Origin of the sequence: Micromonospora sp. DT233, from assembly GCF_049841815.1 — a bacterium.
GTDB lineage: Bacteria > Actinomycetota > Actinomycetes > Mycobacteriales > Micromonosporaceae > Micromonospora.
The window spans coordinates 372,318-387,161 of record NZ_JBNCLB010000005.1; the positions used below are offsets into that span (position 1 = coordinate 372,318).

The following is a 14,844-nucleotide window of genomic DNA, read 5'->3' on the forward strand; positions in this document are numbered from 1 at the left end:
CGCGGGCTCCTCACAGGACCCACCACACCTGGGTGGGGTCGGGCAGGAACGGCACCGTCCACTGTTTCCAGACGTACGCCGGTTGCAGCAGGTAGAGGCCGACCACCAGGGCGATCACCGTGACGCGGACGGCGCGGGGCACCGGCCCCGACAGCCGGCCGCTCTCGACCCGGTGGGCCCGGGTGGCCTGCCGGCGGCCCAGCCAGACCGCCAGCAGCAGCCCGCCCGCCGCCACGTACGGGTAGGACTGCCCGTACGTGGCGGCCACCTCGGTCAGCCCGGCCCGCACGCCGGTGTCGAGGACCACGGGGAACTGCAGGAACATCGCGTACGAGCTGTCGTCGACGGTGAGCAGCCCCCACACCAGCGCGCCGGCGATCCAGCAGAGCCAGCGCGCCCGGCGCAGCCCGACCTCGGCGGTGGCCGGGCAGATCACCAGGCAGGCCAGCACCAGGAGCAGGGGCAGCGCGACGGAGGTCTGCACGTCCACCACGAGGGCGAGCATCGCCTCCGGGCGCAGTTGGGCGTCGGGGAAGACGACGACGGTCCACAACGCGCCCGCCGCGAACGTGGTCAGGTACCCGATCGCGACCACGACCAGGTAGTTCAGCGCGTCCCGCCCGGCGTTGCGCAGCGGCGTCGACCAGTCGACCGTCCGCCCTCCGGCGCGGGCGGCGCGCTCGTTGCGTGCCCGCTGTCGCTCCTGCGCGACCTGCGCCCGCTCCTCGGCCACCCGGGCGGTCGCCAGCGGGACCAGCCCGGTGGCGAGCGCGCCGGCCGCGAGCTGCGGGTCGTCGGCGAGGGCGCCGGCCTCCTTCCGGAGCTGGTCCCACCAGGGGCAGCGCCGGGCCACGGCCTGCTTGCGCAGCGCCGTGCGCGACTGCTCACGGTGGTCGGGGTCGACGAGCAGCCACAGCGCGGCGGCCCGCGCGACCGGCAGCGCCCGGTCGAGCTCCGGCCCCACCTCGCGCGGCCAGCCCCGCGTGGTGTCCGACTCCAACTCGGCGCGGATCCGCTCGGCCCGGCCGGTGACGAGCGCGGTGACCCGGTCGAGCCGTTCGGCGGTGTCATCGAGGACGGCGCAGGGACCGGGGCAGGTGTCGTGGGCCCGGCAGCGGTGCCGGGCCAGGGCCCGCAGCAGCTGGGCGTCGAGGCGGGCCAGCAGCGCGGTCGCGTCCGCGTCGCCCCCGGCGGCCCGGGCGGACAACGCGGCCAGGCCCGGCGCGTCGGCACGCACGCCCTCCACGGCGGGGACCAGCTCCGGCGCGAGGTGGGAGACCAGGCGGGTCACCCGGGCGGCCGCGTCGTCGCGCCCCGTGGTCTTCGACTTCATCAGGTTGACCGGCAGGTTGACGTCGGGGAAGTTGTCCCGTAGCCAGTCGTCGAGGTCGAGCTGGCTGCCCCGGCGCAGGAACAGCTCGACACCGGCCCGCCAGTTCTCGGACATCGCCACCCCCACGTCCTGCGGCGAGCGGCAGAGCCGGCCGGCCAGCTCGAACGGGGGCACCGGCCGCGCGACGGGCTCCGGGTCGGGGTCGTCCACGGCGGGGGTCTCGCCGGCGAGCCAGTCGCGGACCTGCGCCGCGCCCCACCGCCGGTCGGGGGCCCGGGTCAGCAGGCCCCGGCAGAGCAGCAGCCACCCGGGGTCGGTGACCCCGCTGAGGTCCACGCCGTGGGTGGCGATGTGCGCGAAGATGGTCCGCTCGTTGGCGGCCGCTCCTCCCACGCCGCTGTTCGGGTTGCGGCCGGTGAGCAGCTCGACGACCAGCACGCCGAGGGACCACCAGTCCTGCGCGGGCTCCTGGCTCTTCTGCCACCACGTCTCCGGTGCCTGGTAGGCGGGGGTGCCCGCCCGGCCGGTGGTGCGTCGGGTGGCGCGCAGCTCGGCGACCAGGCCGAAGTCGCAGAGCACCAGCTCCAGCGGGTCGAGGCTGCGGACCAGGACGTTCTCCGGCTTGATGTCGCGGTGGGCGATGCCGGTGGCGTCGCCGTGGTGCAGCTCACCGTGCAGGTAGGCCAGGGCGGCGGTGACCTCCTCCACGACCCGGCGGACCTGCTCCGGCGGGAGCGACCCGCCCCGTCCGGCGGCCAGCTCGGCGAGGGAGCCGTGCGGCAGGTACTCCAGGACCTCCCAGCTGGTGGCGGTGCCGTACCGGTTGACCTCGGTGCCGTAGTCGATCATCCGGACCACGTGGCGCTCGTCGGCGGTGCGCAGCGCGGCGAGCAGCCGGGGGTCCGGGCGGATGGAGGTGGGGTAGACCTTCGCGACCCGCTGGCTGCCGGTCTCCCGCTCCTCGACCAGCATCACCAGGTGCGCCTCGCCCCCGGTGGCCAGGTGCCGCACCGGGTCGAAGCGGGCCGACACCCCCCGGGGAAGGCCGCCGTCGTCGCCGCCGGTCGCCGGGGCCGCCGGGGTGTGCCCGGCGGGCTCCCGGGTGGTGGCCGGGGCGGTGTCGCCCGGCGGGTCGGCGGTGGTGGGCGGGGCGATGTTGCCATTCGGGTCGGCGGTGGTGGGCGGGGTGTGCCGCCCGCCGCCCTCGCGTCGGGTCGGGACGTCGCTCATGCCGCCTCCTCGTCGAGCGCCGTGTTGAGCGCCCGTTCCTCGACCGCGGCCAGCCGCTCGACCGCGCGGCGGTAGCGCTCGCGCGCCGGCAGGTGTTCCGGGGCGCTGAGGCCGACCAGGTCCCGTTCCAACGCCGCCGAGAGCAGCACGGCCCGCCCCGACTCCAGGGCGACGACGGCGTCGGGCAGCCGCCGACGGCGGGTCAGGGCGTACGCGGCCCGGCCGAGCAGCCCCGAGGTGCGCCGGCGCAGGGCCAGCTCGCCGTAGGCGCGGCTGAGCTGAGCCCGGGCCAGTTGGTTGAGCCGGCGCAGGGTGAGCAGGTACGCCTCCGCCGCGTCGGCCATCCGCCCGTGCCGCAACGACCACTCCGCCCAGAGCAGGGCGGTGTCGTACGCCCACATCGGGCTCAGCTCCCCGACCAGCGCCGTCGCCCGGCGGGACTCGTCCGCCGCGTGCAGCAGGTCCTCCGTCGTGCCGGTCATCTCGGCCCGGACGTGCAGCATCGCGGCGACCCGGGAGGTGCCCACCGCGTACTGCAGGGAACCGGGCCGGAACCGGTCGCGGTGCATGGTGACGATGCCCACCGCCTCCTCGACCTCGTCCGGGTCGCGGGTGAGCGTGGCGTGGGCGATCAGCGCCTCGGCGAGTTGGTTGCGGGCGGCCTGGCGCAGCGCCGGGCTGAGGTCGCCGCCGTCGCTGGTGCCCAGCCGCAGCAACCGGACCGCCTCGTCGAGCACCTGCGGGTCGGGTCGCTGCGGGCGGTAGCTGTCCAGTTTGCAGCCACCCAGCACCAGCCGGGCGCGGTCGGAGTCGCCGCCCAGGCCGAGCGCCTCGGTCGCCAACTCCTCGGCCCGCCGCCGGTCCGATCCCGCCGACGGGTCGTCGGAGAGCGCCTTGGTCCTGGCCCGCAGCTGGTAGCACTGCGCCAGGGTGGTCAGCTGGCTCGACGGGTCGGGCTCGTGGCGGGCCGGGTCGGCGCGCTCGGCCTCCAGCGCGGTGATCTGCGCGTCGAGCGCCTGAACGTCGCCGGAGTAGCCGAACCGCCCCCCGCTGCGGATCGCGCCGGTCGTGGTCGCCAGCATCGAGGTCAGGCCCGGGAACGGGGCGTCCTCCCCGATCGAGGCCGTCTCGGCCAGGGTCAGCGGGTCGTCCGCCTCGCCCATGACCAGGCCCCGGTGCAGCCGGCGCACCCCGCCGACCATGCCCGCCGTGTACGCCAGCTCCGGCGAGAGCCGTTCTACCTCGGCCAGCAGCGCGCCGACCCGATCCTCCGTACCCTCGTCGGCGCTGTCGACCGCGGTGAGCCGGCTGGTGTCCGCCATCGCCAGCTGGAGCCGCACTATCGCCGCCACGGCGGCCAGCAGCTCCGCGTGCTGCGGGTTCAGTCGGTCCCGGGCGGCCTCGGCGTCGAAGACGGGCATGGCCCGTTCGACCCGCTCGATCGCGTCGCTCAGGTCCGCCTCGCGCCGGTGGCGCAGGTACCGGGGCAGCAGCGTGAGGCCGATCATGACGTCGATCGCCGCGTGCTCCCCTCCGCCCGGACGCAGCGCCTTCTGCGTGGCGGTGAGGGCGCCGAGCGCCTCCTCCTCGTCGCCGGGTCGGCTGCGGATGGCGAGCAGCATCGCCAGCCGCAGCGCGACCGCCCGCGCCTCGGGCCGGGCGGCCGGCACCAGCTCCCGGGCCGCGCCCAGGGCGGCGATCCCGTCGTCCAGGTCGGCGGCGGAATTGGTGCACAGGAATCGGCCCTGGAATGCGTCGCAAAGCTTCCAGAGCAACCCGAGCCGCTCGGCGGCGGAACGGCTTCCGGCGGCCGCAAGTTGATCTTTTGCGGCGCGCACCGCGGCATCGACCTGATGGCAGGGAATGAACCCCATCGCTTTCAGCATGAATCATCCGAACGGTTGGCATGAGAAGGGGGGTGCCGATTCGGCCGTGCCAGCGTCGCAGCCCACTATTCGTTGAGTCAATGCCTTTGCGGAGATTGCGCGAAGAAGTCCTCCGGCGGACCCGACGAGGCAGCCGTGTCCGCCGATATGCCGACTGTCCGGGGCGGGCCCACCGTGGGATGGTCGGTGCGTGGTGCAAACAGATGTGCCGACGTACGGGAAAGCCGCCCAGCGGGTGGACGTCCTGCTGATCTGGGCCGCCGGCTGCCTGCGGGCGGTGCAGCTCGCGGTCTGGCTGCCGGTGCCGCTGATCGGCGGCCTGCGGATGTACCGGCTACCGGGCCTGGTCCTCGCCGGTTACCTGCTGACGGTGGCCTGGGCCGCGCTGTTCTTCCTCCGGGCCGGGCGGGTGCGTCGGATGGACCACCGCTGGGTCTACGCCGACGTGCTGGTGGCGCTGCTCGGGCTCCTGCTGGTCCCCGCCGCCTGCGCCACCTCCTGCGCCACCGGTTGGCAGCACTTCGTCCTCCCGCCGGCGATGGGCGCCGCGATCGTGGTCGCCGGCTTCGCGCCGCGCTGGCCCGCGATCCTGGGTGTCGGGCTGCTCGTCGCCGGCTACCTGGTCGGTTCCTTCCGGGAACTGGCCGCCGGCCCGGACGGCTCGGGCTCGGTCATCGTCAACGCGGTGTCGCTGCTGGGCTTCGCGGTGCTGGCCGCCGTGGTCGCCGGCTACCTGCGCAGCAGCGCCGCCCAGTTGGACGACGCGACCGAGGCCGCGCTGGCCGCCGGGGCCCGGGAGGCCGCCGCCCAGGCCCGCTTCGACGAGCGCACCCGCCAGTACGACGCGCTGCACCGCACCGTGCTGACCACGCTGAGCATGATCGCCCGGGGCCGGCTCGACCACCGCCAGGACCAGGTGCGCGCGCTCGCCCAGCGCGACGCCGACTACCTGCGTGGGCTGGTGACCGCCGGCAGCGGCGGCCCGGCGGCCAACCTGGCGACCGCGCTGGCCGGGGTGGTGCGGGACAAGCAGGCGTTGGGCCTGCACGTCCACTCCCAGTTCCACGACCTCTCCGACCGCCTGCCCGAGGACGTCGAGCAGGCGCTCACCAACGCGGTCAGCGAGGCGCTGACCAACGTCACCAAACACGCCGGCACCGACGAGGCCTGGTTGACGGCGGTGGGCGGCGACGGCGGCGTGACCCTGCGCGTCGTCGACCGGGGACGCGGGTTCCGGCCCGAGACCACCGCCACCGGCCGGGGGCTGATGCGCGACCTGCGGCACGGCGTCATCGAAGTCGGCGGGCGGGTCGCCATCGACTCGGCACCGGAACAGGGAACGATGGTGGAGGTCTCATGGCGCCCATGATCGAGATCGGCGCGATCGACAACGACCAGATGCTGCTGGAGGGCATGTCCGCCTGGATGAGCCGGCTGCCGGACATCTCGCTCACGGCGCTGGCCGCCTCGGTCGACGGGTACCTGGCGATGCCGCAACGGCCGCAGATCGTCGTGCTCGACCTTAACCTGGAGAACTTCACCGACCCCGCGGAGAACGTCCGCCGCCTGGTCGCCGCCGGGCACACGGTCGTCGTCGTCTCGGTGATCCCGGACCCGGTGTACATCGCGGCGACCACGGAGGCGGGCGCCTCGGCGTACGTGCTCAAGGCCAACAACCTCGACGTCCTCGCCGGCGTGCTCAGGCAGGTCGCCGCCGGCGAGACGCCGACGACGACGGAGCATGCGTTCTGGCTCGGCCGCGACGCCCGCCGGGACCGGCCGCAACTGTCCACCCGGGAACGGGAGGTGCTCATCTCCTACGGCAGCGGGCGCACCCTGGAGGCGGTCGGCCGGGTGCTGGGGATAGCGCCGGGCACGGTGCGCACCTACCTGAGCCGGATCAGGGACAAGTACGCCCAGGCCGGCCGGCCGATCGAACACCGCGTGCAGTTTCTCGAACGCGCCCGGGAGGACGGATTCGGACGCGGTCGGTTGCCTCCGCCGTAGGACGAACACCGGCACCGGATCGTACGAATGGGCGACGCGGGTGGCCGCCGGCCGCCAAATCGCGGAAATCCGGTGCCCATTCGGGTGCCGCCGCGCACCGGACGGCCTTTCCTGAAAACGCGGTGAATAACTGTCTGGAGGCCGACACGAACAATTCCCGATCGGTGACTAGAGTCGGTCGGACCCGGACGGTCCACGCGGAAATTCCCCTTCTCGTCCCAGTGCCGCCGGTGGCCTGATGCTGGCCGGAAACGGTTGGCGGGCCGCATCCCCACCCCGGAGGAAATTGTGCCGACACAGAGCACGGATACCGCGGCGCAGACCCGTGCGCGGGCCGACCGGCTGCTCGGCGCGGTCGTCGACGTGCTGCCGCCCGGCCCGCACGCCGACGCGGCCCGGGACGCCGCCGTCGCCGTCACGCGGGCCGCCGGGGCGCCGACCCGCGTGGCGCTGCTGGCCGAGGGCGGCGACGACCGGGTGGTCAGCCATCGGCTCTGGCAGCCGCTGCTCGGTGACGGCGCGCCGGCCGTCACCCCCGAGCGGTCCACCATCGGGTACGTCACGGCCGTGCGGCTGCGCGCCGTCGACGCCGGGCGGGCGGCCCTGCGTACCGTGTCGGTGTCGTTCCTCGACCGCGCGGAGATCGCGCGCTGCCGCGCCGACCTGGTGACGCGGTGGGGTGGGGCGCCCCCGACGACGGAGCCCACCGCCGACTGGGCCGACGCGCTCGCGGACGCCCGGCGGCGGTGGCCCGGCGCCGACCCGGTCACCCGGGCGGGCCTGACGGAACTCGTCGCGCTGTACCGGGCCGAGGTCTTCGCCGAGTACCTCCTCGGCGCCGAGGAGGTGCCGGCCCGGCTCGGCGCGGTACACCAGGCCACGATGCCGTTCCAGCGGGCCAGGGCCGGCGGTGGCGTCCCTGCCTTTCCCGACCCGGTCGCGCCGGGCCCCTACGCGCCCGGCACCGCACTCACCGAGGGCGTCCTGCACCGGATCCTCCCGGTGGTCCGCCGCGTCACGGTCGAGGTGGAGGTGCCGCAGTCGCACTGGCCGCTGGCCGACGAACCCGTCGAGCTCGTCGACCTGCCGGTGCTCGACCCGCGCGTGCGTACCGGCCGGGCCGTGCGGCTCAGCGACGGGGAACTGGCCGCGGCCACCGCCGTGGTGCTGTTGCCCGGCCCCCGGCGGGAGGCGGAGCGGGCCGTCCAGGCCTTCCCGGAGCTGACGGTGCTGACCGGCCCGCCGAGCGCGACCCTGCTGGCCGGCCGGCTCGCCCTCGACCGCGTCGACGAACTGCGCGCCGCCGTCCTCGGCGTCGGCCGACAGGCCGGTCGCGCCGCCCGCGCCGCCCGCGCCCACGCCGCCCATCTGGGCCTGCGCCGGGTGCTGCGCGACACCGTCGCGGCGCTGGACCGGGAGCCCGCCGTCGCCCCGCCGCCGCCGGCCGCCGAGGGACGGCTGCGTGACCTGGTGGGCCGCGTCGGCGCCGAACTGTCGGCGCTGATCGACGACGTGGCACGCGGCGTGGCCGGCCCCGACGCCCGGCTCGCCGGGGACGCGTCGCCGCAGGAGGCGCTGACCCGGCGGGTGGTGGTCCGGGTCCACTCCTGGCCGCAGTGGGCGATGCTCCTCGCCGCCCTCGACGAACAGGTGCTGCAGCCCGGTGCCGGCTTCGACCGCGAGGAGCTGCCCGTCCGGCCCGATGCCTTCGAGGCGCGCTTCCGCGCCACCCTGCGGGAGGTGCCGGCCATGGTCGCCGAGGTCGTCGACGCGACGGTCGGGGCGTGGCAGCAACGGTGGTCCACCCGGCTCACCCCGCTGCGGACCGCGCTGCTCGACGACGTCGAGCCGGCACGCGAGCGACTGGCCCGGGAGGGTGCCGACGCGGTGCTGGGCCGCCTGCGGCGGGCGGTGCAGCCGGAGTGGCTGACCCGGGTGGGCCCACCGGCCGCCGTGGCGCCCCTCGACGCCGAGGCCGCGCGGGCGGCCTTCCCGCTGGCGCCGGACCGGCTCCTGCCCTGGCACGACCCGCACGGGCACGGGCGGCACCAGATGACCGTCATGCGGTTGCGCCGGGAGCTGGTCGAGGCCGTGCGTCGGCTGGCGATCGAAGGCCTCGCCGTCGAGCAGGTACGTCGGGTCGACGCCCTCCGGCGCGAGCTGCGTGAGCTGCGCGACGCGCTGCCCCGCACCGACGCGGAGATCCGGGTGCTGACCGGCGTCGAGCGGCTGCCGGATCCGGACCCTCCGCAGCTGCTCGCGCGGCGGATCGAGGCCCTCCTCGACGACGACGACCACTGGCCCCGCGCCGACGAGGAGGGCAGATGACGACCGAGGACCCCCGGACGCCCGGTGCCGACCGGCAGATCCGGCCGGGGCGGCGTGACTTCCCCGACCGGCACGGCGGTCTGGCCGCGGTCGACTTCGGCACCACCAACTCCACGGTCACGCTCTACGACCCGTACCGGCCGCCGCCGCAACTGCCGATGCCGACCGACCAGCGGGCGGCGCTGTGCCGGGAGACCGTCGCCCTGCTGCGCGCCGAGCCCGCCGGGCACGACCTCGCCGGGCCCCGCGCCGCCCAGAGCCGCGCCGAATGGCTCAGCCTGCGCGACCGGATCGCCACCACTATGGCCGGCGTCGGGGCCCGCGACCTGGCCGAGGCCCTCGAGGCCGACGAGGCGGCCGGGGGGACGCTGCTCTACCGGGTGCTGCTGGCGCTGGACCTGGCGCAGCCCGGCGGCACCGCGCCGTTCGCGGCGTGGCTGGCCGACCGGCTGCACCGCTGCTACGACATCGCCTTCGACACCCCGGCCCTGGAGCACCACTGCCTGTTCCCGGTGCGGTTGGACAGCGCGATCGAGGCGGAGGAGGTGCCGAGCCGGCTCGACGTCGTGGCCGTCGACCCGCGACTGCGCGTCCGCCTGGGGCTGCCCCTGGGCGACGGCGTCCCGCTCGCCTCCGTACGCGGCCTCAAGCACCACCTCGACGAGCCCGACTTCCGGGTCGGGCTGCGCGACGACCACCGCTCGGTCGACCTGGAGGCGCTGCTCGGCGGCGCCCTCGGGTTCCTGCTCGACTGCACCGACGAGTTCACCCGGACCCACCCCGACCGGTTGGAGAACGGCCACGTCGACCAGGTGGTGGCCACCTACCCGACCATGGCCCCGCCGTCGGCCCGCCAACGCCTGGCGCGCGTGCTGACCGAGGTGCTCGGCGTCGGCGAGGCGGACCTGCGCTACGACGAGGCGATCTCCGCCGCGCTCTTCTTCCTCATGCGCGACCTCGGCGCGCACTACGCCATCGGGATCGAGGCGCTGCGCGCCCGGTTCCGCCCGGTGCCCGGCCGCTCGCGGCAGTGGATCGAGAACAACCTGGTCATCGACATCGGCGGTGGCACCACGGACATCGCGCTCGTCACCATCGACCTGCGCGACGAGACGCCGGAGCTGCCCGGCGCGGGGCCCGGCACCACCGGCCGTTTCTACCGGTTGCTGCCCCGGCTGCGGGGCACCAGCGGACGGGCCCGGCGCGGCGGCGACTTCCTGACCCTGCAGGTCTTCCACCTGCTCAAGGCGCTCATCGCCGACCACCTCCTCAGCACCGATTACCCCGACACCGGTCGGCTCGACGACGCCGAGACCTGGCGGGAGTGGCAGCACGCCGTGACCGCCCAGCTCGACGCGTCGTGCTGCGGCGAGGAGGGCCGGTACGTGCCCGGCAGGCTCGTCCGTCAGGCCCTGACGGCGCTGCGCCGGGACACCTCGGTCGCGCAGGGCGCTGCGGGGCGACGGTTGCGGGACAACGTGGAGCGGGTCGTGGGCACCCGCACCGTCGGCGCCGCCCCGGGTGGCCTGCCGGACCAACGCCAGCGGGCCTTCGGCGACCTCTGGAACCTGGCCGAGCGGGCAAAGATCACCATTGCGCCGGGCCGGCCCTTCCGGCTCACCGCCGACGTGGTGCAGGACATCGTCAGCTTCGCCGGTGGGGTACCGGCGAAGCTGCCCCCGACCGTCGGCAGCGGGCCGCTGGAGCTGTCCTACGAGGACTTCGCCGAGGTGACCGAACCGATGCTGGTGGAGGTCTGCCGGTTGGCGGCCGGCCTGGCCCGCGCCCGGCTGGGGCCCGGCGAGCGGCTCGACCGGGTCATCCTCACCGGCAAGGCCAGTCAGCTCGCGCTCGCCGCCGAGGTGGCGGCGCGGGAGTTGGCCGCCGGCGACCGGCGGGGCGAGCCGCCCGTACGGGTGGTGGTGGAGCGGACGTACGCGAAGAACGCGGCCTCGATGGGGGCGGCCTGGGCGGCGTCGCTGGGCTCCCTGGGCGCGCCCGTGGCCGACGAGGAGTTGCTGCGGCAGGGCGCCACCGAGGTCGCCATCGAGGTCGAGAACATGCTGCTGGAGCTGCCCTGCGCCCTGAGCGTGCAGGGCCGCGCCGACCAGCACCGGGTGCTCCTGCCGGCGGGCACCCCGCTGCGGGAGCAGGCCGACGGCCGGCTGCGCGCCTTCGCCACGATCGGGCCGCTGGGCGATCGCTGCATCGTGCGGCGTGAGGTCGACGGCGGGCAGCCCGTGCCGTGGGGGGTGTTCAGGTGGAGCGAGCTGGACTCCCGGCCGGCGGCGACGCAGCCGGCCCGGCGGCTCGACCGTCAGGTCTGGCCGCGACGGATCCGGGCCGGCGTCGAGGTCGACGGCGGGCTGAACCTGGACCTGCTGCTGTGGCGGGGGGACCGGCCGTACCTGCGGGTGGACCGCGCGCAGCCGGCCCGGCGGCTGCCGGCGGAGCTGCTCGGCGTCGGCGTCGGCGACGTTGACGGCGTCGGCGTCGGCGACGTTGACGGCGTCGGCATCGACGCGACGGTCCTCGCCGACCGGCTCTACGTCGTCGGGGCGGCGACGCGCCGGCCGCAACCGGCGCTGGGCGCCGCCGACGGGTCGGCGGGCCCGACCCGGGAGACGTTCGTCGACGAGCGCGGCGAGCCCCGCGCCGGTGTGCTCGGCGGGGCCGTGCTGCCGCCGCCCGACGACGCGGGGCAGTGGAGCCTGCTGTTCCGGGCAGACGACGACCGTCACCACCGGATCGGCACCCTCTCGGCGGTGCCCGGCACCCGGGCGCCGCACGTGTTGAGCCTGGACGCCGACGGTGCCGTCCGGGTGCATGCGGGCGACCCGCCGCTGTGGACCGCCGAGGACCCGGTGGAGATCGAGCAGCGGCCGGGGCTGGTGTTCCGGGTGCGGCTCGGCGTGCCGCGGGTGGACGTCGACGACCACGACGACCCCTTCGACGGGACGCACTGATGGAGCGCGGATCGGACTTCTCCGGGGTGCCCTTCGAGGAACTGCTCGCCGCGGTCCTGGTCGGCGACGGTCGGCTCTGCGCCGCGCTGCGCGACCAGGTGACCAGGCTCGGCGGGGTGATGCAGGCGGAGCTGATCGCGGCCGAGCTGGACCGGGCCCGGGGCACCGCTCCCGGCGAGGAGGAGGACAGGATGCGGCAGCGGATCGCCGAGCTGTACCGCCGGGTGGCGTCGCACCTGCGCCGGCACCCACCGGAGGCCGTCGGGCGGAGCCCGGTCGGGCCGGCCCCGAGCGGGCGGGAGCCGCTGCGGCCCGCCGCCGCCCCGGCCGCCCCGGCGGTCCAGGTGGTCCCCCCGGCTTCGGGGGCCCCACCGGCCCAGGTCCCACCGGCCCAGGTCCCACCGGCTTCGCCCGCCCCGCCGGCCTCACCGGCCCCGCCGGCCTCACCGGCCCCGCCGGCCCAGGCCGTGCCGCCGGCTCAGGGGGTCCCGCCGGCTTCGGTCGTCCCGCCGGCTCGGGCCGGCCTGGCCGCGCCAGCGGCAGACCCCGGGGCTCGGGACCGCGAGGGCGCAGGGCCGGTCGGCGGGGCCGGCGGCGCCCGGCCCCCGACGGTCGCGAGGGCGGGCGGAGGGGCCTGGGCCGGCGAGCCGCGCCCGGTCGTCCAGGAGACCGGCTGGCAGATACGCCGGGCCATGGAGCAGGTCTTCGCCGACTTCGCCGAGGCGGCGGAGGTACGCGCCTGGACCGGCGACCAGCACCCGGCCGAGGCGGACGACCTCGCCGACCGGTGGACGGCGTTCCACCTGCGCCTGCTGCGCCTGCCGGCGGAGGTGGAGTCGCGCTGGCGGCGGCGGATGGCGGCCGCCGCGCCGCCGGCCTGGCAGCAACCGGGCGAGGCGTGGCAGCGGCTTCCCACGCCCCGGGCGCTGGGCGGCCGGATCCTCGTGCCGGCCTGCGGTCCGCGCGCCGGCGTCCTGGCCGAACCGTCGGCGGCGTACGAGGACGGCGTCGCCCGACGCCCGGCCTCGCCCACGTCCGCCCTCGCCACCGCCCTGGCGGGGCAGATGGCCTGGTTGGCCCGGACGGACCCGGCGGTCTTCAGTGCCCGGACCGCCCGGCTGGTGTCGTTGCGGGAGCGCGACGAACTCGCCGCCTACGAAGCGCTGCTCGCCGAGCGGTCGGCGAGGTTCTCCGAGGCGATCGACGGCAACTACCGGGACCACTGCGTCGTGCGCGCCGCCCAGCTCGCCGAGGGACTGCGGCTGGTGGTGCACCGCCCGCTGGTCGCGCCCGACAGCTGGTGGGGCCGGGCCCGGGCGGAGGCCCTGATCCTGGTGGGGCGGGTCAGGCACGAACACGCCCCGCACGTGCAGGTCGTCGAGGTCGCCGGCCGGTACGCCGAGGTGAGCAAGGAGGGCCTGACCGTCGGGCGCGAGGACGTCCGGCTCCAGGCCCGCCCCGAGGACGACGGCCAGGTCCTGGACTGCCTCCGGCCGTACCTGCGCTCCCCGGAGATCGACCAGAAGCCCGGCCGGGTCGTCTACGGCGCCATCCGCTGAAGGAGGAGTCCCATGGTGCTCAGCCGCACACTCCGTTCCGTGCTGATCCTCTGCCTGCTGGCGTTGCCGTCCGCCGTCGGCGCGCAGGCCCGTGCCGCGTCCGTCACCGGGCAGGCGGGCCTGCCCGAGGTCCTGCGTGGGCTACGCGTGGACACCCTGCCCGCCGACTACGTCGTGCTCTTCGACGTCTCGTCGTCCATGCAGGACGGGCCCCGTGACCTCTACGCCGCCGCCCGGGCGGCGCTGCGCCCGCTGCTGGGCGAGCTGGCCCCGGTCGACCGGCTGCACCTGATCGCCTTCGCCGAGCGGCCCGACCCCGTCTTCAGCGGGGTCGTCGGCGCGGGCGGCGCGGGGGTGCTGAACCGGCTGCCACCCCGAGCGGAGGGGCGCAAGACCGACATCGGCGCGGCGATCGACGCGGCGTTGAGGATCATCGAGGAGCCCGGCAACACGGACCCGGCGACGGTGATCCTGCTCACCGACGGCCTGCAGGACCCGCCCGCGGACTCGACGTTCGCCCGCTCCGGCCGGGCGGCCTTCGACGCCATGCGCCGCCGGGCGCGGGCGGTGGAGGAGCGCCGGTCGGTGCGGGCCCTCGGCCTGCCGTTGACCGGGCGGACCGACGTGCGCCTGCTGGACGAGGTCTTCGACGACACGGTGCTGATGGACCTGCCCCCGGGCCAGGTGGGCGCCTACCTCGACCGGGTGCGGGACCGGATCGCCGTGGAGAAGGCCCGGGCGTACGTCTCCCGCGACGCGCTCGACGTCACCATCGCCCTGGAGCCGGCCTCGGTCGTCGTGCGGGACGAGCCGGTGGAGCTGGTGGCCCGGCTCCGTAGCACCGCCGCCCGGGTGCCGATGACGGTCAGCGGGCTCGCCGTCGAGGTCGACGGCGTGCGGCTCACCGGGACGGTCACGCCCGCGGAGGTCGGGTTGGACCCGTCCGCGCCCGAGCGGCAGGTCAGGATCCGGCTCGAGCCGCAGGCGCTGTCGGGCAGGTGGGTCGGCGGCGAGCGGAGCACCGGCGGGACGGCCCGGCTGGTGGGCACCGTCGACTCGCCGTGGCGGGACGTGATCGATCGCGACCTGGGCCTGGAGTTCGCCCCGCACCCGGTGGCCGGGACGGCGTCGACGTCCCGCACGGCGACCGGGATCCCCGTCTGGCTGGTGGTCCTGGCGGGGCTCGCGCTGGCGGCGCTGGTCGCGTTCCTGGTCGTGCTGCTGCGGCGGCGCTGGAAGTCCATGGGCGGGGGACACCTGCTGGTCGCCGAGCCGGGCGGGGTCGCGCCGTACCGGCAGTTGCTCTCCGGCCGCAGGGTGCGCTTCCCGGCGGCGCAGGGCAGGGGCGGCGCGCAGGGCACGGGCACGGTGCGGGCCCGACGACGGCGTCGCGCGGTGGGCGGCGGCACCGAGCTGGTGCTGCACGTCGACTTCCGCCGCGCCGGCCGGCGGCACCGCGTGCTCTGCCCGCCTCGGCAGCCGGTGTCGGCGGCCGACGGAACCATCTTCACCTACCAACCCTGACCCAGCCTCAC

General features: G+C 76.0%; 8 protein-coding genes. 6 read left to right on the forward strand and 2 right to left on the reverse strand.

Going from position 1 to position 14,844, the window contains the following annotated elements; translation table 11 throughout:
* Nucleotides 1–10: 10 nt before the first annotated feature.
* Both ACLQ2V_RS15465 and ACLQ2V_RS15470 read right to left on the reverse strand, forming a co-directional pair.
* Entirely contained in the window at nt 11–2,563 is a 2,553-nt protein-coding gene (locus ACLQ2V_RS15465; protein WP_425719158.1) for a protein kinase domain-containing protein, read from the reverse strand.
* On the reverse strand, nt 2,560–4,437 hold the full coding sequence (locus tag ACLQ2V_RS15470; RefSeq protein ID WP_425719159.1) for a hypothetical protein: 1,878 nt from the start codon (nt 4,435–4,437) through the stop codon (nt 2,560–2,562). Before ACLQ2V_RS15470 ends, ACLQ2V_RS15465 begins: the two co-directional genes overlap by 4 nt.
* A gap of 202 nt (nt 4,438–4,639) precedes the next feature.
* Here ACLQ2V_RS15470 and ACLQ2V_RS15475 point away from each other — a divergent pair, with 202 nt between their 5' ends.
* From ACLQ2V_RS15475 to ACLQ2V_RS15500, 6 genes are all read left to right on the forward strand, one after another.
* Entirely contained in the window at nt 4,640–5,818 is a 1,179-nt protein-coding gene (locus ACLQ2V_RS15475; protein ID WP_425719160.1) for a sensor histidine kinase, read from the forward strand.
* A complete protein-coding gene (locus ACLQ2V_RS15480) occupies nt 5,806–6,456 on the forward strand; it encodes a LuxR C-terminal-related transcriptional regulator (protein ID WP_425719161.1) in 651 nt (216 codons plus the stop codon). The genes ACLQ2V_RS15475 and ACLQ2V_RS15480 overlap by 13 nt, the downstream gene beginning before the upstream one ends.
* Before the next feature lie 288 nt (nt 6,457–6,744).
* Entirely contained in the window at nt 6,745–8,784 is a 2,040-nt protein-coding gene (locus tag ACLQ2V_RS15485; protein WP_425719162.1) for a hypothetical protein, read from the forward strand.
* Nucleotides 8,781–11,750, forward strand: coding sequence for a hypothetical protein (locus tag ACLQ2V_RS15490; RefSeq protein ID WP_425719163.1), 2,970 nt, complete (start codon nt 8,781–8,783; stop codon nt 11,748–11,750). The genes ACLQ2V_RS15485 and ACLQ2V_RS15490 overlap by 4 nt, the downstream gene beginning before the upstream one ends.
* Nucleotides 11,750–13,309 carry a hypothetical protein gene (locus ACLQ2V_RS15495; RefSeq protein ID WP_425719164.1) on the forward strand — a complete coding sequence of 520 codons (1,560 nt, stop codon included), beginning with the start codon at nt 11,750–11,752 and terminating at the stop codon, nt 13,307–13,309. The genes ACLQ2V_RS15490 and ACLQ2V_RS15495 overlap by 1 nt, the downstream gene beginning before the upstream one ends.
* 12 nt (nt 13,310–13,321) lie before the next feature.
* Nucleotides 13,322–14,833 carry a vWA domain-containing protein gene (locus ACLQ2V_RS15500; protein WP_425719165.1) on the forward strand — a complete coding sequence of 504 codons (1,512 nt, stop codon included), beginning with the start codon at nt 13,322–13,324 and terminating at the stop codon, nt 14,831–14,833.
* Nucleotides 14,834–14,844: the final 11 nt, after the last annotated feature.